This is a genomic window from Vibrio pectenicida (assembly GCA_024347015.1).
GTDB classification, from domain to species: domain Bacteria; phylum Pseudomonadota; class Gammaproteobacteria; order Enterobacterales; family Vibrionaceae; genus Vibrio; species Vibrio pectenicida.
Map to the genome: position 1 here is coordinate 1,340,881 of AP024889.1, position 21,554 is coordinate 1,362,434.

The 21,554-nt window shown below is 41.4% G+C and carries 19 protein-coding genes; 9 read left to right on the forward strand and 10 right to left on the reverse strand.

Annotated elements, in window-relative coordinates; translation table 11 throughout:
* Position 1 precedes the first annotated feature (1 nt).
* From OCV27_RS06330 to pspF, 6 genes are all read right to left on the reverse strand, one after another.
* Positions 2–787 (reverse strand): peptide ABC transporter ATP-binding protein, encoded by a 786-nt coding sequence (locus tag OCV27_RS06330; protein WP_125322518.1) that lies wholly within the window; start codon positions 785–787, stop codon positions 2–4.
* Entirely contained in the window at positions 784–1,782 is a 999-nt protein-coding gene (locus OCV27_RS06335) for a peptide ABC transporter ATP-binding protein (protein WP_125322517.1), read from the reverse strand. Before OCV27_RS06335 ends, OCV27_RS06330 begins: the two co-directional genes overlap by 4 nt.
* Positions 1,782–2,669: a putrescine export ABC transporter permease SapC gene (gene sapC, locus OCV27_RS06340; protein WP_125322516.1), complete on the reverse strand. Its 888-nt coding sequence runs from the start codon at positions 2,667–2,669 to the stop codon at positions 1,782–1,784. The genes OCV27_RS06335 and sapC overlap by 1 nt, the downstream gene beginning before the upstream one ends.
* Entirely contained in the window at positions 2,656–3,618 is a 963-nt protein-coding gene (locus OCV27_RS06345; RefSeq protein ID WP_125322515.1) for an ABC transporter permease, read from the reverse strand. Before OCV27_RS06345 ends, sapC begins: the two co-directional genes overlap by 14 nt.
* Positions 3,618–5,237 carry an ABC transporter substrate-binding protein gene (locus tag OCV27_RS06350; protein WP_125322532.1) on the reverse strand — a complete coding sequence of 540 codons (1,620 nt, stop codon included), beginning with the start codon at positions 5,235–5,237 and terminating at the stop codon, positions 3,618–3,620. Before OCV27_RS06350 ends, OCV27_RS06345 begins: the two co-directional genes overlap by 1 nt.
* Before the next feature lie 99 nt (positions 5,238–5,336).
* Complete coding sequence (pspF, locus tag OCV27_RS06355) at positions 5,337–6,338, reverse strand: phage shock protein operon transcriptional activator (protein WP_125322514.1); 1,002 nt, start codon at positions 6,336–6,338, stop codon at positions 5,337–5,339.
* Between the two features lie 210 nt (positions 6,339–6,548).
* Between pspF and pspA the strand changes: the two genes are divergently transcribed.
* The 9 genes from pspA (at position 6,549) to OCV27_RS06400 (ending at position 17,627) form a co-directional block, all read left to right on the forward strand.
* A complete protein-coding gene (gene pspA / locus OCV27_RS06360) occupies positions 6,549–7,217 on the forward strand; it encodes a phage shock protein PspA (RefSeq protein WP_125321833.1) in 669 nt (222 codons plus the stop codon).
* Between the two features lie 148 nt (positions 7,218–7,365).
* Complete coding sequence (pspB, locus tag OCV27_RS06365; RefSeq protein ID WP_125321831.1) at positions 7,366–7,599, forward strand: envelope stress response membrane protein PspB; 234 nt, start codon at positions 7,366–7,368, stop codon at positions 7,597–7,599.
* Positions 7,592–7,981 carry an envelope stress response membrane protein PspC gene (pspC, locus tag OCV27_RS06370; RefSeq protein ID WP_125321829.1) on the forward strand — a complete coding sequence of 130 codons (390 nt, stop codon included), beginning with the start codon at positions 7,592–7,594 and terminating at the stop codon, positions 7,979–7,981. Before pspB ends, pspC begins: the two co-directional genes overlap by 8 nt.
* Before the next feature lie 203 nt (positions 7,982–8,184).
* Positions 8,185–9,216 (forward strand): efflux RND transporter periplasmic adaptor subunit, encoded by a 1,032-nt coding sequence (locus OCV27_RS06375; protein WP_125321827.1) that lies wholly within the window; start codon positions 8,185–8,187, stop codon positions 9,214–9,216.
* A gap of 1 nt (position 9,217) precedes the next feature.
* A complete protein-coding gene (locus OCV27_RS06380) occupies positions 9,218–10,303 on the forward strand; it encodes an efflux RND transporter periplasmic adaptor subunit (RefSeq protein ID WP_125321825.1) in 1,086 nt (361 codons plus the stop codon).
* Positions 10,296–13,397 carry an efflux RND transporter permease subunit gene (locus OCV27_RS06385; protein WP_125321823.1) on the forward strand — a complete coding sequence of 1,034 codons (3,102 nt, stop codon included), beginning with the start codon at positions 10,296–10,298 and terminating at the stop codon, positions 13,395–13,397. Before OCV27_RS06380 ends, OCV27_RS06385 begins: the two co-directional genes overlap by 8 nt.
* Positions 13,398–13,458: 61 nt before the next feature.
* On the forward strand, positions 13,459–14,028 hold the full coding sequence (locus OCV27_RS06390) for a DNA-3-methyladenine glycosylase I (RefSeq protein ID WP_125321821.1): 570 nt from the start codon (positions 13,459–13,461) through the stop codon (positions 14,026–14,028).
* 433 nt (positions 14,029–14,461) lie between these two features.
* Positions 14,462–16,420 carry a PAS domain-containing sensor histidine kinase gene (locus tag OCV27_RS06395; RefSeq protein ID WP_125321819.1) on the forward strand — a complete coding sequence of 653 codons (1,959 nt, stop codon included), beginning with the start codon at positions 14,462–14,464 and terminating at the stop codon, positions 16,418–16,420.
* Between the two features lie 403 nt (positions 16,421–16,823).
* Positions 16,824–17,627: a substrate-binding periplasmic protein gene (locus tag OCV27_RS06400; protein ID WP_125321817.1), complete on the forward strand. Its 804-nt coding sequence runs from the start codon at positions 16,824–16,826 to the stop codon at positions 17,625–17,627.
* 140 nt (positions 17,628–17,767) lie between these two features.
* On the opposite strand, the gene OCV27_RS06405 is transcribed toward OCV27_RS06400, so the two are convergent.
* From OCV27_RS06405 to OCV27_RS06420, 4 genes are all read right to left on the reverse strand, one after another.
* Complete coding sequence (locus tag OCV27_RS06405) at positions 17,768–18,562, reverse strand: glycine betaine ABC transporter substrate-binding protein (protein ID WP_185759796.1); 795 nt, start codon at positions 18,560–18,562, stop codon at positions 17,768–17,770.
* Positions 18,563–19,144: 582 nt separating this feature from the next.
* Positions 19,145–19,597, reverse strand: a complete 453-nt coding sequence (locus OCV27_RS06410) for a GNAT family N-acetyltransferase (RefSeq protein ID WP_125321815.1) — start codon at positions 19,595–19,597, stop codon at positions 19,145–19,147.
* A gap of 45 nt (positions 19,598–19,642) precedes the next feature.
* A complete protein-coding gene (locus OCV27_RS06415; RefSeq protein WP_125321813.1) occupies positions 19,643–20,497 on the reverse strand; it encodes a lipase secretion chaperone in 855 nt (284 codons plus the stop codon).
* Positions 20,498–20,508: 11 nt separating this feature from the next.
* Positions 20,509–21,435: an esterase/lipase family protein gene (locus tag OCV27_RS06420; RefSeq protein ID WP_125321811.1), complete on the reverse strand. Its 927-nt coding sequence runs from the start codon at positions 21,433–21,435 to the stop codon at positions 20,509–20,511.
* Positions 21,436–21,554: the final 119 nt, after the last annotated feature.

Consider the following 21,554-nt stretch of genomic DNA (forward strand, 5'->3'; position numbering starts at 1 on the left):
GCTACCTGAAGCAGGTTGCTTTATTAAAGTGGCTTTCAACCAGTCGTTGAGTAATCACATTGGCTGGACAGGTTAAGATTTGTTGAGTCTCTCCAGCTTCTACTACTTGACCATCGTGCATCACCATGACTTTATCGGTAATATGTTTCACCACACCTAAATGTTGTGATACATAAATAAATGATACTCCCATTTCTTCTTGCAGTTCTAAGAAGAGGTTAATGATCTGGGAACGCATTGCCATATCTAAGCCATTAAGTGCCTCATCAGCCACAATAACGGAAGGTTGTAAAATTAATGCACGTGCGAGGCATATTCGTTGCTTTTGTCCGGCAGCCAACATTTGAGGATAAAAATAAGCGTGCTCGGGAAGTAAGCCAACTTTAAGCAATACATTTTTCACTCTTGACATCCGTGCCTCTGGCGTCATTTCTGTATTTCGTTTAAGCGGCCCTTCAAGAATGCGCCCAATTTGGAGGCGTGGATTGAGTGAAGTATTAGGGTCCTGAAAAATCATTCGAATCAACTTACACCGGGTGGAGTAATCTTGGTGCTCTAATCGTTCGCCATTTACTTTTATCTCACCTTTTGTTGGTTCGATTACACCAGCCAACATTCGCGCCAGAGTCGACTTACCTGAGCTATTTTGACCAATTAAACCTAGGGTTTGCCCAGCTTCTAATGTAAAACTGACTGGCTTAACAGCTTGGTAGACTTTTTTATGAAATAACCCTGACCTAGTGGCAAAAGTTTTGCTTAACTCGTTGACTTCCAGCAATGAACTCATACTTTATTCTTCTCCATATTTAGAGGGAAATGGCAGGCGAATTTGTGAGTTTTTACTCGGTTCGTTTTGGGCATTTCGACGCATTGGCGTTGTGCGTATGGGCAGCGAGGTCCAAGCCTACATCCAATAGGTAAGTGCTGAAGTGGTGGAATCGTTCCAGGTAAAGATTCCAACTTTTGTTTATGGGGAATTTTTTCGCTGAAATCTGGCATAGCTTTAAGCAGAGCGACAGTATATGGATGTTTGGGTTGGCCGAGAATTTTTTTTGTGTCTGCTGATTCAACAGACTGCCCGCAGTACATGACGGTAATTCTGGTCGCCCATTGCGTTATCGTCGTGAGATCATGGCCTATCAGCATGATTGAAGTGTTGTTGATTTGATTCATACGGCTGAGTAAGCGTAAGATTTGTGATTGCGTTATAGGATCGAGATCATTTGTTGGCTCATCAGCAATCAGTAATTTGGGCTTTGCAGCTATTGCCATTGCAATCATGATCATTTGGCATTCACCGTCAGTCAGTTCGTACGGGTAGCTCGACATAATTTCAACATGATTTTTTATGCCGACTTTATGAAGCAGAGTAATGGCTTGTTTTTTACGCCACTTAAAGCGTTCCCACCATTTACCTGAGAATGAGTGAGAGGGTATGGATTCAATTAGCTGGCTACCTACTTGCTCTGAGGGATCTAAACAGGTTGAGGGTTCTTGGAATATCATTGCGATATCTCTCGCAATGACACGGCGACGTTCTTTTGGTGTGAGTTGCAACAAATCAATATTGCCCAAACGCATTCTGTCAGCCGTCACTTTCCAATTTTCTTTACAGACACCTACAATAGCTTTGGCAACGAGACTTTTACCAGAGCCTGATTCACCAACCAAACCACGAATCTCACCTTCATTCATCGTTAGGCTCATTCGATCTACCGCTTTCATTAACCCCTGTGGTGTCTCGATTTCAATAGTTAAGTGACGAATATCCAGTAGTGGCATTATTCTATCCCCGCATTGAGGGCTTGACGAACTCCTTCGCCGACAAGGTTAATCACGATGACGGTAAACATAATTGCTAGCCCTGGTAAAGTGACAGTCCAAGGTGCAAGGTAAATAAGTTCTACAGAGTCACCGAGAACGGCACCCCATTCAGTGCTAGGGGCTTGGGCTCCTAACCCAAGAAAACCTAGTGCAGTAATATCTAAAACAGCAATAGAAAGTGCGAGGGTTACCTCTGCTGCAATGACGACAAGGATGTTGGGTAGAATAGAGTTCCAAAGAAGATAAAAATCATTTGCACCATCGAGGCGTGCGGCAATGATGTAATCTTTTTCAACTTCTGTGTGTACAGCAATATATATGGAACGAACAAATCGAGGGATTAAGGCCAAACCTATCGCGAGTAAGATATTGAATTCACCAAAACCGAGGAAAGCGACAAATATGATTGCTAGAAGGAGCGAAGGAATTGACATTATGGTGTCGAGCAGGTGGTTGAGTACACTGGATAATAAACCCTTTGTCATCCCCGCTAGGATACCGATTAAACAGCCTACTATTGTTGCGACAAACGCAATGATCACAGCCGCCCCAAATGTTAACTGAGACCCTACTATCAGGCGTGATAAAATATCTCGCCCTAAATCGTCAGTACCAAGGAAATAATCAACCGTCCCTGCTTGATTCCATGATGGCGGAATAAGCAGCTCCCCAGTCTGAGCTTGTGGGTCGTGAGGAGTGATCCAAGGTGATGTTAATGTTATAACGATAACTATACCTAAACACCAGAGGCCAAACATAGCAAGGCCATTTGAGCGATAGCTACGCCAAAAGCGCTCAAATTGAGTAGGTACGCGCTCTTCCTGATAAATATTATCGGTTAGCATACCATTCCTTCCTTACTAATGGATTCACCATAGCGCCTAATAAATCCGAAAGTATATTTGCAGTAAGTACCAATGTAGCAACTACCATTACCCCAGCTTGAATTGAGACATAATCTTCGTTGGATAACGCATCCAGCAGCCATCGACCAATCCCCGGCCAGTTGAATATTGACTCTGTAATAATTGCCAATGTTAACATGCTCGATAGCTGTACACCGATCTTAGGTATGATAGGAGGGATTGCATTCCTTAATACGTGCTGGGTAACGATTTCATGAGTGGCGAGACCTTTTATTTTTGCAGCACGGATATAGTTTTGACTCATCACTTCAGCGACAGAAGCTCGCATTAAGCCAATCACTTGTGTTGTCGGTGTGAGTGCGAGTACTAAGCAAGGTAAAATTAGATGCTCAAGCACGCTTTGAAGTGCATGTGCTCGATATTCTCCTTGAGTCAAAGAAGCATCGAGGATGGCAAATCCCGTGAAATGGTCGATTTCGTATAAAAGATCATACCGTCCTGCTACTGGGAACATCTCAAAATGAAATGAAAATGCCATGATCATCAATAGTGCAACCCAGAAAATAGGAGCGGAATAACCGGACATTGAAGTGAATGAAATAGCGGTATCAATCCATTTCCCCTGTTTCATTCCAGCCAGTGTACCAATCGGAATACCGACTAAGAGAGAGAAAACAAAAGCAATAAGGCAAAGTTCTAATGTGGCTGGAAATACGACTGCTAGCTCACTTGATATAGGAACACCATTTTTAGTCACGCCAAAATTTAGGTGCATTAATTCGCCTATGTATGTCATCCAACCTTGCCAAAAGCTTTCAACAAGCCATGGAGAGTCGGGATCTAACCTAAGTAGGCTAAAGCCGACCATAGACAGTATTAACAAAGTAATAATAAATAAGTTGATACGCTTAAGTGTGTAGAGAAACATTATTTTATCCTCTCCACCGTATCGAAAGGTTGTACGTTAAATGGGCTAACTTTAAACCCCTTTAAAGAAGAATCGAAAGCTTGAAACTGCATTCCATGGCTAAGTGGAATAACAGGAAATTCTTCGTTGAGAATATTTTGAGCTTGTTTGTATAAATTGAGTCGATAGCGCGGTTTATCGACCTCAAGGGCAAGATCAAGTAGAAAATCGAAATCTGCGTTGCACCAACTGGACACATTCAAGCCAACTTTTTTGGAGTCGCAGGACAACAAAGGTCGCAGAAAATTGTCTGGATCGCCTGTATTAGCAATCCAACCAGTGAGGTATAAGTCAACATGTTGGTTGTTTGCGACGTTAGAACGGTCGAAGCGATCGTCTGTCAGTAAATTCAAAGTTATACCTATATTGGCAAAATTTGCTTGAATTAATTCGGCGGTTTTTCTTGGGCTAGGGTTGTAGGCTCTTGGTTCTAATGGTACCGACATAGTTAACTCTAGCCCTTTATCAAATCCAGCTGCTTTCATCAAGGCGATAGCATAATTCCTGTCATAGCGAATTTGAACGTTGTCTTTTAGATAAGCCCAAGAGTTTGGTGGCAATACTGAATAAGCTTGGCTGCCAGTTCCGTAATAGACTGATTCAAGGATATTTTGGCGGTTAATTGCATAGTTCAGTGCTTTTCTTACACGAGGATCGTTGAGTGCAGGATTAGTTGTGTTGACAGCGATAAAGGAGATGTTCATTGCCGGTTTTACCATCAATTTGATATTTTTTTGTTGTTTGATAGTAGGGATCTGACTAGAAAGAGGGGAATTTAACACATCGCATTCGTTTCGTAGCAGTTTTGCTAATGTACCAGTGCCTCGATGAGAAATATCAAACACGATCTGACTCATTTTGGGTTGACCTCGCCAGTAGCTTTTGTGTCGCTTGAGCCGTATGAGGTCATTAACCTGATAATCGTACAAATAGAAAGGACCAGTTCCTACTGGATGGCTGTCTATCCTCGTTTTATCATCTGCTATAGTTAGCCCTCTGGCATATTCTGCTGAATGAATAACAGCGTGGCTGGTGGCAATATTTGATAAGAAGGTATTATCTGGGCGGCTTAACGTGAAGCGAACTTGGTACGGTGAGATTGCTTGGACATCTGTCAGCAGGTTTTGGAAATCAATACCACTAAACCAAGGATAAAAGCCGCCCCCTACATTATGGTAAGGATGAGAATCATCAATTATACGTTGAAAGCTGAATACTACATCTTGTGCGTTTAATGGTCGTGTTGGAGAAAACCAAGGGGTTGTTTGAAAGGAGACATTCTTACGTAAGTTAAAAATATACACTGTCCCTTCTTTATTTACTGACCAACTAGTAGCAAGGTTTGCAACTGGTTTGAAATTATCAGGGTCAAGGGTTAAAAGTGTGTCGAAAACTTGTGGGCTTAATGTTTCCGAAGTGATACCACTATCGACCAATTGCGGATTAAAACTGTCGGGTCCACCCTGACCGCAATAGACGAAGCCAGTTTGACGAATTTTACTGTGATCAAGTCCCTCGCCACATCCGGCAAGTAAGGTAAGACCACATAGACTTAATGTCAGTTGAATAAATGCTTTCATAGCGAGAACGACTGCCATGGACAAATCACAATATAACTTGTCATTATGCCCTAATAGTTCAGTAATTTACCAATAATAGTTTCAGCTCTACCAAATAAGTTAGGTAATAGACGAGAGGTCATACTTTCTTATCATACCTCTAAGCTGATGATAGCTCAGACCCAGCATATCGGCAGCTTTACGTTGGTTAAACTTACTTTGTTTTAACGCAGCTTTTAGCAAAGCGATGTCTTGCTCTTGTTGCCAAGTTTTATAATCTATAGGGAAAGTAAAATTGTTAATGCTCGATTTGATGTCAGGATTGGTGCCGTGAGTGTCTTGTTCTTCTGCTTTCCATTGACTTAAAAAGGGGTTGAATATTAGGTCTTCGATGGGCTCATATTGGTGTCCGTTTTGATAGACGCCTCGTTCAACGACATTTTTTAATTCACGTATGTTTCCGGGCCATTGATAATCAATGAGTGCCTGCTGAATATCTTTAGAAAAACCAACAAAATATTCAAGTTCGAGTTCACGGCACATTTTAATGGCGTAATATTCTGCTAGTAAGAGGATGTCTGCTTTTCGTTCGCGAAGTGGGGGAAGGTGGATGACATCAAAAGCCAGCCTGTCTAGAAGATCTGCTCTGAAATGACCGTGAGCTGCCATTTCGGGTAGATCGGTGTTGGTCGCGCAGATAAGACGAACATTGGCATTGAGTAGTTGATGCCCACCGACTCTTTCGTATTGACCGTATTCAATCACTCGAAGCAGCTTTTCTTGAACTAAAAGAGGTGCAGTGGCAAGTTCATCCAGAAAAAGAGTGCCATTTTCGGCTCGTTCAAAGCGTCCTTTATGTAGCCCTTTTGACCCCGTAAATGAACCTTGTTCATGGCCAAATAATTCAGAATCAATTAAACCCTCACTTAATGTTGAGCAATTCAGTGAAATAAGGGGTTGTTCCCAACGTTTTGAAAGGTAATGCAAACGTTGAGCGATAAGTTCTTTACCCGTTCCACGTTCACCAATGATAAGAACTGGGCGATGTATAGAGGCGAGTTTTGATACCTTGTCTAGCACTTCTAGGAAATTGGGAGACTCGCCGATGAGGTTTTGCTGCATTAACGCATTCCGTAGGTGAAATTTACCTAATATTGGCTAAATTCATCAAAGATTGATAGTGCTTTTAATGCTTGCTTTATTAACTAATTGTTTTATAAGAATTAATAAGTTGGCACATATCTTGGTTAATAGAAGTTGGTCACATTTAAACTGATAATTCAAGATAACCTAGGGATACGATCGCTAGGGCATCGGATAAGGAGCTAAGTTATGGGTATTTTCTCGCGTTTTGCAGACATCATAAATTCAAATATTAGTGCACTATTGGATAAGGCAGAAGATCCAGAAAAAATGATACGCCTTATTATTCAAGAGATGGAGGATACACTGGTAGAAGTTCGCACTAATTCAGCAAAAGCCATTGCTGATCAAAAAGAATTAGCGCGTAAAGTGGGTGTTATCGATCAACAGATCAGTGAATGGCAAAACAAAGCAACCTTAGCCTTGACTAAGCAGCGTGATGATTTAGCAAGGTCGGCATTAATAGAAAAGCAGAAACTACAAGATATGCTCAAAGGAATGCATACCGAACAAACTTTAGTGGAAGAAACGATAGAAAAGTTAACTGGCGAGATTGCTAAGCTGGAAAGTAAAATCACAGAAACTAGATCTAAGCAACAGGCATTGGCAATTCGTTCACAGACGGCTTCAGGACGTCGTGATGTACAAAAACATTTGCATACAGCTCGAAGCTCTGAGGCGATGGCTAAGTTTGAGCAGTATTCTAGAAAAATTGATGAGCTTGAAGCTGAAGCGGATGTTTATGCTCAGTCTGGTAACGCTAAGTCGTTAGATCAGGAATTTGCTGAACTTAAAGCGCAAGATGATATTGAAAAAGAACTCGAGACTCTGAAGCAGCAGGTAAAAGCCAAAAAATGATTGGCTACCGCTAAGTGAAGTATTTATAGTCAAATAGAGATTCGTAACCTGATATTTTTTATTTATAAAACAGCATACTGATAAAGTTCATTGTTGCTTGGTTGACGGCAAAGTCTCACGCTAAGCAACCATTATTTAGGAGTTCCATATGTCATCATTTTTTATTGCTGGGCCTTTAATTGTTTTCTTGATATTTGTGGCGCCACTCTGGTTGATATTACATTATCGCAGCAAGAAAAAAGCCGCAGGTGGCCTTTCAGAAGATGATTTTAACCGGCTACAGACCCTGTCAGAAAAAGCGGATCAGATGCAAAAACGTGTTGAAACCCTCGAGCGAATTTTAGACACAGAAACACCTAGCTGGAGACGTCGTTATGAATAATAGAGAGCTGTATCGAGATACTTACAATGGCAAACTTTCTGGGGTATGTGCAGGGCTTGCCAATTACTTTGGCTGTGAAGTTTGGCTGATAAGGATTTTGGTGATCTCTGCAGCTTTATTAGGTGGTAGCTTTCTTGTATTGCTCGCATATATAGCCATGACACTAATGTTGGAGAAGCAGCCAGAAAATTATGTGATGTCGTTGAAAGCCGAGCAGGAACATAAGCTAAAAAGCAAACCTTGGCAGCAAGGACAAACACCTGACGTGTTACTTAACACACTTGAAAAAGACTTTGATATTTTGGAGGGACAAGTTCGTGAGTTAGAAGCGTATGTTACTTCCGAAACGTTTAAAGTCGACAGAGAATTTAGCCGTTTGTAAGTCAATAATGGGAACTAAGGTGACACTTCCCAGAAAATAGCCAATTATTATAATAATTTACTGGTAACTGGCTGGCAGTCATATAATCATTCATCTATCTTTGGGTTTGTTGACTTTTAGGGTTGGTTTTAATTTTTTACAAAAATCAATCTTGAACAGGAAACAGGCCCTAATATCTCTAAGTGACTATTGGATGACTGATTATGCAATCAAAGTTTTTGCTTCTTACTGCTGCCACTTTATTAAGCGGTTGTGGTAAAGAGTTACCTCCTGTTCCTGAGCCAGAATCTAGGCCCGCAAAACTTTTCACCGTTTCAGTCGGCAACGCACAATTTGAAAGACATTTCCCTGCTACATCTGAAGCAGGAGACAGAGCTGTTTTAGCTTTTCGAGTGCCTGGGCAGTTACAATCAATAGATGTATTATCTGGTCAGCCTGTTACTAAAGGGCAAGTACTCGCTTCTTTAAACCCAGATGAATATTCTTTGCTTGCTAAGCAAGCAGAAGCTCAGTTCCGTTTAGCGGACGTCCAATATGAGCGCTACAAAAAACTGCGTATTGATAAAGTCGTTTCTGAACAAGATTTTGATCAGGCTAAAGCGAACCATAATTCTGCGAAAGCAACCTTAGAACAAGCGCAGGCCAATTTGGGATATACAAAGTTAGTCGCCCCTTACAACGGGACCGTTTCCATTGTACCAGCAGAAACCTATCAATATATTGCAGCCAAGCAAGGTGTGATGAATATTCAGACCAATCAACTGATGAAAATCCAATTTCAGTTACCTGACCACTTACTCAATCGATTTGCATCAGGGGTAAACCTTACCGCTACAATGAAATTCGATGCGTTTTCGGACAACGATTACGTACTGACTTTCCAAGAAGTCGATACAGAAGCGGATCCTAAAACTGGCTCATATAAAGTGACTATGGTTATGGAGCGCCCTCTGGATGTGGGTATCTTGCCTGGAATGGCGGGGGAGGTGAATGTAAAAGTGGATTCTTTAGGTGCTACACGGATCCCGAGTGCCGCTATTTTTGAACAAAATGAAAAGACCTGTGTGTGGCGAGTTGATTCATCCGGTACGGTTGAGAAGGTGAGCATCGAGCTGGATGAAAAACGTCAAGTCAAAAGTGGCCTTGAGGATGGCGATCGTATCATTATTTCTGGTGTGAATGGCATCGAGTCTGGCATCAAAGTGAGAGAGTGGGTTAAGGAGAGAGGACTGTAACATGAAGTTATTTATAGGTCTTAGTTTGCTCACTTCAGCGATTGTTTTGACTGGATGTGGCAAGGAAAACCAATACGTTGATTTTGGTATGCCAAAAGTGAAAGCCGTTCAAGTAAGCAAAGATGTCGAGCAAGATAATCTTTATTTTCCAGCGGTAGCCAATGCCGCCGAGCGCGCCCCTTTGAGCTTTCGTGTGTCTGGTGAAGTCAGTAAGCTCAATGTTAAAGAAGGAGATAAGGTTAAAAAAGATGATGTGCTAGCCGAGTTAGACCCGACGGATTATCAACTGGATGTCGATAATGCTAGTGCCAAGTTCACCGTTATTGATAGCCAATACAAGCGTTCCAAACCTCTTGTAGCGAAAGGGCTGCTTGCGAGATCTCAGTTCGATGAGATCGCCGCCAATAGGCAGATAGCTTTGAGCGAATTAGAATTAGCCCAATTGAGGTTGTCCTTCACTCAACTTTTGGCGCCGGTTGATGGCATTATTTCACGGGTAAATGTTGATCAATATGAAAACGTGCAGGTTGGGCAACAGGTTGTAAATATTCATAGTATTGACAACGTTGAAGTGTTGATTCAGTTGCCTGATAGCCTTTATACCAACCAACCTGAACCGGAGACTCTTTCTCGTATCGAAGCCTTAGTTAAAGTGCCGAGCGGCAATGAGTACCGAGCATCCATCAAGGAGTTTACTACTGAGCCTGATCCTAAAACTGGAACTTTTACTGTTACCTTGGCTCTACCCATGCCTGAGAAAGAATACATATTGGATGGTATGGCGGTAGAAGTCACCACTGATAGTTACCAAATTGGCTTGAACAGGAGTAGTGGAGTATTGGTGCCTATTGAAGCCGTATTTAATGCAGATGGTGATGATATAAATAGAAGTAACAAATTTGTTTGGCTGCTAAATGAAGACAGTACAGTGACTCGGCAAAAAATTCGAGTCAGTAAAGTCACTAAGAAAGATCTACAAGTAGTAAGTGGATTGACAGGCCAACAGCAAGTAGTCGTGGCTGGGATTTCAAGGCTAAAAGAGGGAATGAAAGTGGAAGTGATTAAGCAGGAGACTGGTAATGAGTGAGTACGATAGCAGTCAGTCTTCTCAAGATGAAAATGTCACTGGTGTAGCTGCATATTTCATTAGAAACCGCGTTATTAGTTGGATGATCTCGTTGATTTTCCTTATTGGTGGTATTTCAGCTTTTTTTGGTTTGGGACGTTTAGAAGACCCAGCATTTACGATAAAAGATGCCATGGTAGTCACTTCATATCCAGGTGCAACGCCTCAGCAGGTAGAAGAAGAGGTGACTTATCCTATAGAGAAAGCCATCCAGCAATTGACTTATGTTGATGAGGTGAATTCAATTTCCAGTCGTGGTTTATCCCAGATCACTGTCTCGATGAAAAACAACTATGGCCCAGATGACTTGCCGCAAATATGGGACGAATTACGTCGCAAGGTGAGCGATCTTAAAGTTCAGCTACCTCCAGGGGTCAATGAACCCAAAGTTATAGATGATTTTGGTGATGTGTACGGTATTTTACTCGCGATCACAGGCGATGGGTATTCGTATAAAGAGTTGCTTGATTATGTTGACTATTTAAGACGTGAGCTGGAGCTGGTTGATGGTGTCAGTAAAGTGTCGGTTTCAGGCCAGCAACAGGAACAGGTGTTTATCGAGGTCTCGATGAAGCGCTTAAGTAGCCTTGGTTTAGCACCGAATACATTCTTCAATTTATTATCTACTCAAAACGTGGTTTCCGATGCTGGCGCAATCCGAGTCGGTGACGAATACATACGCATCCAACCTACCGGTGAATTTGAAAATGTTGATCAGCTTGGTGACTTGATCATCACAGAAAGTGGTGCCCAAGGCCTGATTTACTTACGAGATGTCGCCGAAATTAAACGCGGTTATGTCGATGTTCCCGATAACATCATTACCTTTAACGGCCATCTTGCGCTTAACGTGGGCGTTTCCTTTGCGCAAGGTGTGAATGTGGTTGAAGTGGGCGAGCGCTTTGATCGTCGGCTTGCCGAGTTAAAGTATCAACAACCGGTTGGTATTGATATTGCCGAAGTCTACAGCCAGCCGAAAGAAGTCGATAAGTCGGTGAGCGGTTTTGTTGTTAGTCTTGGCCAAGCAGTCGCAATCGTGATAATCGTATTGCTGTTTTTTATGGGTATTCGCTCGGGGCTTCTTATTGGTTTAATCCTATTGCTGACCGTGTTTGGTACTTTCATTTTTATGAAGTACTTTGCTATCGATCTACAACGTATCTCGCTTGGGGCTCTAGTTATTGCTCTTGGTATGTTGGTCGATAATGCGATTGTAGTCGTCGAAGGCATATTGATAGGAACGCAGAAAGGGCGTTCGCGAATGCAGGCTGCAACCGATATTGTCACGCAAACTAAGTGGCCATTGCTTGGTGCGACAGTAATTGCTGTGACTGCATTTGCTCCTATCGGTTTGTCTGAAGATTCAACGGGTGAGTACTGTGGAACCTTGTTTACTGTCTTGCTTATTTCTTTGATGTTAAGTTGGTTTACCGCCATATCCTTGACCCCATTTTTTGCCGATATGTTTTTTAAAGGGCAAAAAATTAGCAATGATGGTGAAGATAATGACCCCTATAAAGGCATGGTTTTTACCCTCTACAAAGGGTTTCTAGAGTTTTGTATGCAGCGTGCTTGGCTAACGGTTATTGTTATGATTGTTGGTCTTGCTTCTAGTATCTATGGGTTTACTTTTGTCAAACAGTCCTTTTTTCCATCATCAACAACACCTATGTTCCAGGCTGATATCTGGTTGCCTGAGGGGACAGACATTCGTGCGACTAATACTAAGCTAAAAGCATTGGAAACGTGGCTCTCTGATCAAGAGGGAGTTGAACATATCACCACCACTGCGGGGAAAGGTTTGCAGCGTTTTATGCTGACTTACTCGCCTGAGAAAAGTTATGCAGCGTATGGTGAAATTACAACACGGGTAGAAAGTTACGAGCAGTTAGCAACATTAATGTCGAATTTCAGAGCTTATGTTGAGGATAATTTCCCTGAAATTAACTACAAGCTCAAGCAAATTGAGCTTGGCCCTGGTGGTGGTGCAAAAATTGAAGCGCGTGTGATTGGCTCCGACCCTACAGTGCTGCGGAGTGTCGCAAGGCAGATTGAAGATATTATGCATGCAGATCCTGGCGCGAATAACATACGCCATGATTGGCGAGAGAGGACGAAAGTACTAGAGCCACAATTTAACGAAGGTCAAGCAAGGCGCTACGGCATTACTAAAGCCGATGTAGATGAGTTCCTTGCGATGTCTTTTTCAGGGAAATCTGTCGGTGTATACCGTGACGGAACGACCTTAATGCCAATTGTTGCTCGGCTACCAGAAGAAGAGCGTATTGATATTCGAAATATTGAAGGGATGAAAATTTGGAGCCCAGCGCTAAGTGAATATATTCCACTTCAGCAAGTCACGCTAGGCTATGACATGCGTTGGGAAGATCCCATCATAGTGCGTAAAAACCGCAAGCGTATGTTGACCGTGATGGCAGACCCAGATTTGTTAGGTGAAGAAACTGCTGCAACCCTACAAAAGAGATTGCAACCACAGATTGAAGCGATTGAACTTCCACCTGGGTATGCTCTTGAGTGGGGCGGTGAATATGAATCTTCGGGGGATGCTCAGGCCTCGCTCTTTACTACTATGCCGATGGGCTACCTCTTCATGTTTTTGATCACGGTATTTTTGTTCAATACGGTTAAAGAGCCATTAATTGTCTGGCTGACTGTGCCACTGGCGATTATTGGGGTTACAACAGGGTTACTGGTATTAAATACACCGTTTGGCTTTATGGCATTACTGGGCTTTTTGAGCCTATCTGGGATGTTGCTAAAAAATGGTATTGTCTTGCTAGACCAAATAGAGATTGAAATGAGGTCAGGCAAAGACCCTTACCTTGCGGTGGTCGATGCGTCTTTAAGCCGTGTACGCCCTGTTTGTATGGCAGCGATCACCACAATATTGGGCATGCTTCCCTTGCTACCTGATATTTTCTTCAAACCCATGGCCGTGACCATAATGTTTGGGTTAGGGTTTGCAACCGTATTAACCCTGATTGTGGTGCCTGTGCTTTATCGAATTTTCCATAAAGTACAAGTGCCAAATTAATTAATGTAAACAGCGCCTTTTTAGGGAGGCGCTAATAATAACAACTGATGTAGGAAAGAATATGGATACGAGGTGCGCTTGGGCATTGAATCATCAGCTTGAACGTGACTATCACGACAACGAATGGGGTATACCTGTTTATGACGACCGAGTGTTGTTTGAGTTTATCACGCTGGAAGGCGCTCAAGCGGGCTTAAGTTGGATAACTATTTTGAAAAAGCGAGAAGGCTACCGCGCCGCGTTTCAAAATTATGATATCGACAAACTGGCCAAGTGTGATGAACAAGCGGTCGAGCCCATTATTGGTCAATTTGATGTAGTTAAGCACAGAGGTAAAATCAACTCGGTATTTAGAAATGCGCGCGCCGCAAAGGCTCTGATTAAAGAATATGGTAGCCTGTCGAATGCGTTATGGCAGTTTGTCGATGGCAAACCAGTAGTCAATCACTGGATGGCCATGGATCAAGTTCCGGCTTTTACAGAGCAATCAAAAGCGATGAGTAAATTTTTAAAAAAGCACGGTTTTAAGTTTGTCGGCGAAACCATCTGCTACGCCTTTATGCAAGCCGTCGGTATGGTCAACGACCATTTGGTGAAGTGTCCGAAAAGGGCTGTTAATGGTAAAGCCTAGCTAGCGTAACATTTTGACAATCGGTTGTTGGCTTTTGCGCGACTCACAACGTTGCCTTCAGCTAATGCTCACTTGTTCCGTGTAATCCCCTCAAAAGTAGCTAATCGATTTTAAGTTCCCCCCAACTGCGGTCATTGTTCGGGTCATACTATGCCGTGATTTTCTTCATGCGAAGTCGATCGCTTTCGAGATATAACTAATTTTAAGGTCGAGAAGATTAGAGTTGTTGGATACAATATGTCGCTGGGTTTTGTTGTACTCAAAGAGAAAGTTAAGCGGATTAGGTTTAGTAATATTGATGGAAGAGCGAGCACCCATAGTCAGTAAAGGTTATAGAAACCTGAATGGTGAGCGCCTAAACTTATAATGAGTATCGTTGCAGCGTAGCTGGTCTGTTCTTATACTCCTAGTAGTTTATGTGCGAGTATATTTCATGACTTTAAAGAGAAAGCTAGAGCGGGGGATGATCAACCCTCTGTCGAGTACTATTGGTCGCCATATCATTATATCTATGGTTATTTTGAGCGGCATTTTTACTCTTTTCATTACATCGGTGCAGACGCTCGGTGAGTATCGCTCGCAAATTGACCATGTTACCGAACGTCATAATGAGATTGGTGAAGTTCACACGGGCTCTATAGCTTCTTCCCTTTGGACGTTCGACTTCATTTTGCTCCAAAAAAGATTAGATAGCCTTACTAAACTCTCTAAGCTTGATTATATTGAAGTGAATTATGGTGATGAAATTTTCACAGCGGGAAAGAACTTAAATAGCAATGCAGTAGCGTCGGAGTTTCCCATTATTTATAGAGATGTTGGAATTGGTGAGCAGGTCATTGGTAAAGTGCTTGTTAAGTCAGATATTGGCGAAGTACAAAGTTATGTTGTTAAGCAATTTATCTTAATAATGTTAGCGAATGGAATTAAAACCTTGTTAGTTTGTTTTTTTGTTTTGATTTTATTCCACTACAACGTTAATCGACGATTAGTGCAGATCACACATTATCTGAGGAAATTTAATCCTCGTCATCCAGGAAAGCCACTTAAATTAGTGAAAAAACACTGGGTGTTCGCTAAAGATAAAGACGAGCTAGATTTGTTAAGTCAAGGCGTTAACAAGGTCAGAGATGATATAACATTACTGTATAACAATGTTAAGCAAGAAAAAGAACGTCTTTCAGATTTTTCTGTGGTTGCTTCCGATTGGCTTTGGGAAACGGATAATAGCGGAAATATTGTTTATTGCTCAGAATCGATGAAAGAAAATATGCAGCTCGACACGTTATCGAACAGTGGGTTGCTGACCTTTCCCCAACTTATCCAATCCAAATCTTTGCATCAGTCTCTAGAAAGTGAGAGTGACTTTCATCAATGCGAGGTTAGCATAGAAATCAACGACAACACATCATACTTGATGATGCAAGCTATTGCGAAATATGAAGCTGATAAATTTGTTGGTTATAGAGGGACAGCAATTGACATTTCTGCTCTTAAATTAGCACAAATCGAATTAGAGCAATTGAATCAAAATTTGGAGAAGAAAGTTACCGATAGAACGAAAGCACTAGAGAAGAATATGGCAGAACTTAAAGCAACACAAGAGCAGCTTATAGAGTCTGAAAAACTTGCTTCTTTGGGAGGGTTGGTTGCCGGTGTTGCACATGAAGTTAACACGCCGTTGGGGATCGCAGTCACATCAGCATCGATTATCCAAGAGGCGACTTATTCTCTTCAATTGGCATTTTCTGACCAGACATTAACAAGTCAGAAGTTGTCTAAAATCATAGATAAAGTGCTGAATGGAGGCGAGCTTCTACAAAGTAACTTAAACCGTGCATCTCAATTGGTTAAAGATTTTCGGCGTACAGCTGTCGATCAAACTACAGAGATTAAGACTAATTTTAATCTAGCTGATATTCTTCGAACTCTACTTTCAAGTCTTGATTCAGAAATCAACAAGCTTTCTGTAAAAGTGCAGGTCTATGTCGATGAAGATATTGTAATGAATAGCTATCCCGATTGCGTAACTCAAATTATTTCGAATTTAATATTAAATAGTTTAGCTCATGCGTTTAAGTCGCAACCAGTCCCAGAAATTTCTATAAATATTTATGAGTTGGAAGAATCAGTTGTACTTGATTATAAAGATAACGGTTGTGGTGTTGATGAGGAAAACCATAAGAGAATCTTTGAACCGTTTTATACGAGTAACAGGGGTAAGGGAAACTCAGGTTTAGGGCTAAACTTTGTATTTAACATGGTTAAGCAAAAGCTAAAGGGACAACTTGAGTTTGAGTCTAAGTTAGGCGAGGGTATAAGCTTTAAAGTGACTTTACCAAAGGTTGCTCCCGACGCTGGAGATAAGAAGACCGGACTTGAATATCATATTTGACATTGATATTTCGTAAGTTGAAGAAATTAACTATAGAAGTTCCAATGTGGATAACATTGTCGGTAAATGTCTCTGTTTAGTGGTAAAGCAAAAACCTAAATCACCAAGCTTATAGTGCAAATGCTTGTGATACAAAAAAGCTAATGCTCACTTGTTCTGTGCAATCCCATCAAGAGTAGCTAATCGTTTTTTCGCGATGGCTCTACCAAATAATTTGGCGGTGCGTAAGCGCCTCTATATTGGTTCATTGACTCTCAACTCAGCTTGGCACTGACATGAACCTCATTGTGAGTATTGAAGAACCGCCATTTTAAATGTCCAATTTTTTTCCGAATTGTCACACCCCAGTTATGTAAAGAGGCTAAACTTGCATAGTGTTCAGTTCAAGGTTGGTGGAAGGTTGATGGAAAAAATAATTGCGACAATTCTTGCTCTAATGTTGGTGTCATTCCAGGTTTATGCATCTAATACAAGCTTTCTTACTTTTGAATTTCCACCATTTAGCCACAAGATTAAAGGACAACCCTCAGGTCCATTCACGGATATGATCAATGACGTATGTTTGGAATTGGGTAATGAGTGTAGTTTTAAAACATTTCCCACAAGAAGAGCTAAGCTTATGATATCAGAAGGGAAAGCAGATGGGATATACCCATTCGCTTGGTATGAGAATCGGGCGGAAAAGTTTTATTTCTCAGTTCCTTTCATGATGACTGAATATGGTATTTTCCTTTCAGTAGATAACAAAACCACCATTGCAAATGTAGAGGATCTTCAAGGTTTGCATGTGGGTGTCTTTGGCCCATCAAACACCTCTAATTCATTGGAAAGGCTAAATGAAACATTAATCTCTAAAGGCTTGAAACCAATGAAAATCATGATACAAAGAGATGAGAGTGGTAATTTAATTAGAATGTTAGACTCAAATAGGATTGATGCCTATTATAGCAACCGTTCGTTAGGGGAATTTCGTGCAAAACAGTTTGGCATTGAAGGTATTAGATATACTTGGGAAGATAAACGTCTTTTGTATTTTGTGGCATTCCCTAAGGCTACAACAGATATAGAGTTTGTTGAAAAGTTCAATAAAGCTGCATTGAAGGTTTTTTCAAAACAAGGTTATTTAGAAAGCAAGTTAAATCCTTGGTCAATCTCTTCACCCCCGCTTACTGCCCAGACACTTAATGAATACGCTATACTGCATTAGGGAATTTGTGTGAGCCACTAAATGATAGCATCTAGAAAATGGCTCATTCACTTTCTCATTCAGGACACACACCAAAAAGACATTCAATTTATTTTTGACAATCGCACTGATCGAGCGCGTAATGTAGAAACATTTCTCTGCTAGCTCAGTGAGAGAACATCTTGTGCAATCAACCACTCATGCGTAACTTCATCTTGTGGTTTACCTTCACGGCACACTTTATAATCAAGTTCTGCAATAATATCATTGGAGAAGCGTAATGAATCTAAGGTCTTAAGCTCCTTTTCAGTGAAAAGATTTTTTTTGTCATCTCGAAGTAAAAGCAAGGCTCTATCTACAATTCCAAGCAGTCCTTTAGGCTCTTTAAGCTCACGAATATCATAACGGTAGTGAAGAAATTGCGGCTTCCACAGTGGCACAATAACCCATTTTTTATTCGCGACTGCATCTTCAAAGGCACTTAAGCAATCGTCTTCACTGCCCGTAAAAAATTCATACCCTGCTTTACTTAAACCGTACTCTTCCATCATACGAATTGAGAAGCGTGTGATACCAGCTCCTGGGTTAATACCTTGAATCTTAGGTATCATTTGCTCGACCACTTCAGGCTTCAATAAATCCACCACTTCCGAGACCATATCTTTAGGCACGTAATCCGGTACACCCCACAATGCGTATGGCTCATAGTGAAGTCCAAGTTCGATTAATTGCTCAACCTCTTCAACATCTGATTTATAGATATCATGACTCGATGGTAACCAAGCAGAAGATAGCATGTCTATTTCACCAGTTTTCAGTTTTTCAAAATTTTCTTGATGAGGAGAGAAGATTCGCTCAACTTCGAATTTCATGTTTTTCAATACGTTGGTAACCAATGACGCTGTTGTACGATGAAACGACAGGTCTGTTACACCAATTGTAATTTTTTTATTCATAGTTCTTTCTCTCTTATCGTAACTGACATATTGAGGGCAGAAACTTGCTAGCCATAATTGTGCTGAAACGTCTCTGGACAATTCTGAGTTACATATTCTGCTACATTAGCAAGGTGTAAATTAGGTGGGGTACGGCAAACTGCCATATCCAGCTCGTCATTAGATCATTACAAATTAGCTGACACAGAATTCAGAACGGTCTCTATTAAATATGTAAATTTACACTGCAAAAAAAAGGGGTTGTTCTTCAGCCCTTTCTTTCGCTTTAACCTTGTTGTTCTATAAAATAAAGCCAATGATACTGCAATGCGGCCTGAGAGATTTTATGTCCTGATCTAGTTTCAACAACCTTGCCTTCGAATTGCGAGTAACAGGAGAAATTGATAAAAATATCGGCGGAGTGAAAGTCGATGTAGATAGTGTTCGAATTCTCGAATAAGATCAAAACTATTTTGGGGAGGTGTGAAGGTATACTAGCCCTTTAAAATCTCTATTTTAATGCGGCCAACAATTGGTCGCATTGTTGCGCTTGCACTGACACCATTTGCTAATGGTTAGCTCAATCAAACCAACCCAAGGAGATTAATTGTCAACGAGAAGCTCCATGTCAACTTTGTGCATACCCAACCCCCAACCATCAAGTAAATATGAGACTTCGATTGCCCCATACCTCGCGAAAAATGGAGCCGATAAATGGCTGGCTGAGATGTTTATTTGTTGACACTCTAGTTGCTTTGCTTTTTGAACTACTCTCAGCATAAATTGATGTCCAATACCCATACCTTGAGTGTTGGAGGAAATTAAAATCCAATTTAATCTTTGACAGTCACTTGTGTTACCACACAAACCGAAAGCACCAACAATATCACCGTTGAGTAGACAAACTTCATACCCTTCTGGGTTGCTATCTAAATATTCGGCATAATCTTGTCTTTCATTGGTCGCGAAATAATCTGGGCAGTTTGTGTCAAAAATTGTCAGGCAAGCCGCTTTATCATGAAAAGTGTAGGCTCTGAAGCTAACATTGTTTGGCATAATATCACTTTGCTCTTAGTACTGGTTAGACGTTGCTTTAGGTTATCACATTTTATCATAAATACGTTCCAGCGCTTCAATTCTTTTCCATTGTTTAGCATCAAAGCTTTGCTGCCTTAAGTCGGCGATTTGGGTGTGTTTAAGATCGTCTGATAAGCTTGGAGTAGAGAGGATGTCTTGCCTCTTTTGTAAATAGTGCTCCATGTTTTGATTAAACACTTCACGTTGCTGGTCAATTTCTTCAAGCCTTCTTGCACCTTCTTCCCCGACTAAGTTGACTCGAGTTAAGTATCTGTTTTGATTGCTTTGTTCAAGTGACTGGCTAAGTTGCCCCATTAACAAGTTATTTCGCTCGGCACGTTGAATATAAGCCGGTTGATTGGCTATTTTCTCTTGCCGTAATTGCGCTTTTGATTCCTCATCTAAGTCGCTGCGGTTGATGCTTAGCTTGTCGATGGCCAGTTGGCGCAGTCGATTTTCTTCATCAAACAAAAGAGCGATTTGCTGTACAGTAAAATGCCGGTGTTGTAATGCGAGTATTTGTTGGTTGATTTGCTCTAGTGCCGATAAATCCAGTGTCTTAAGCGAACTTGGCTCTAAATCAGCGAGTGTGGTTTTATAAAGAACGAAAGCTTCAAACAAGGTTTCGTCAATAGAAAGATCTTCTTTATGATCGGAGGCCGAAAATAGATTTTCTCTAATTTGGTCTAAATTTCGCTCACCCATACTGGTTAGGGTATAGTTGAGGAGATCTCGGCTAGAAGAACTATCTACGAGAGTATCGCTTTGTGAGGGCGATTGAATAACCTGAACTCGAGCTGCTTGCGAGTGATAAAGAAAATACACCACTCCTGTCAATATTGAGACGAATCCAAACGTGGTAAGAGTGATGCTTTTCACTTTATATTCCTCTATAAGCCTTGCAATTTCAAGCGGTTTGCTTGTTGACGATATAGAGAGACGGGGTCGGTTTCAAACAAGTGGTGAATACCCAATAGACCGTTTGTCTCATCGAGATGGTTCATTCGGTAATCGTCACGAATGACTTGACCTAAATGAGTACTGCACACATCAACTAAGCCATCATTGGGTTCATCAAAAGCAAGGCCTAAGACACCCAAAGCGGCATCTGCTGGATCAAAGAGATTGGTAAAAGAAGACGCACCTGTCCAAGAGTAATAATAGACACCATTGTCGTTTAGTCGCTCACCAGAGCCACACCGAGTCGCCGGAATCGCTTGAGGGTGATGTTGGTTAAAAGCTGCTAGACCCTTGGTCGTTAATGCATCAAGTGTCGCAAGAGGGTCTTGCTCTAGATCGGAGCCTCCTGACAACAGGCCAAGGATGGTTGTCAAGCTTATCGAGAGCTTAACAGCCAACGCTTCAAGTCGTGAATCTCTAGGAACTGTACTACGAACTAAATCGGCTACTTTTGAGCCCTTATTAACACCACCAATACTGGTTACTGAAGCCACCAGATCAGGGCGAACTGAAGCTACATAGCGGACTGTTGGGCTGCCATGGCTATGACCAAATAAGTTAACTTTTTGTGCTCCAGTTGCTGCGAGTAACAGTTCAACTTGCTCAAGAAGCTGCTCACCACGAACTTCGGAACTATTAGTTGCTGAGACTTGAGCGACATACACAGTGGCTCCACTTCGAGCAAGGGCATGTGGAATACCATAAAAGTAATCGACACCCGCCAAAGTATCAAAACCAAACAGGCCATGCACCAGAACAATTGGATACTTCGTCTGGGTATAACCACTGGCGTTAGCAGTAGCGGCTAGCCCTACACATAAAAAACTGAGCAAAATAAGTATAAGTTTGTGTTTCAAAATGAATCCCTTCTGGTTTGACCTCTGATGAGTAAATAAACATTAGAAGAGGCAGTCCGGTATGCGAAGTTTGGATTCTATTCTACCTTTGTAATTGCGAATGATGAAACAAAAACAAC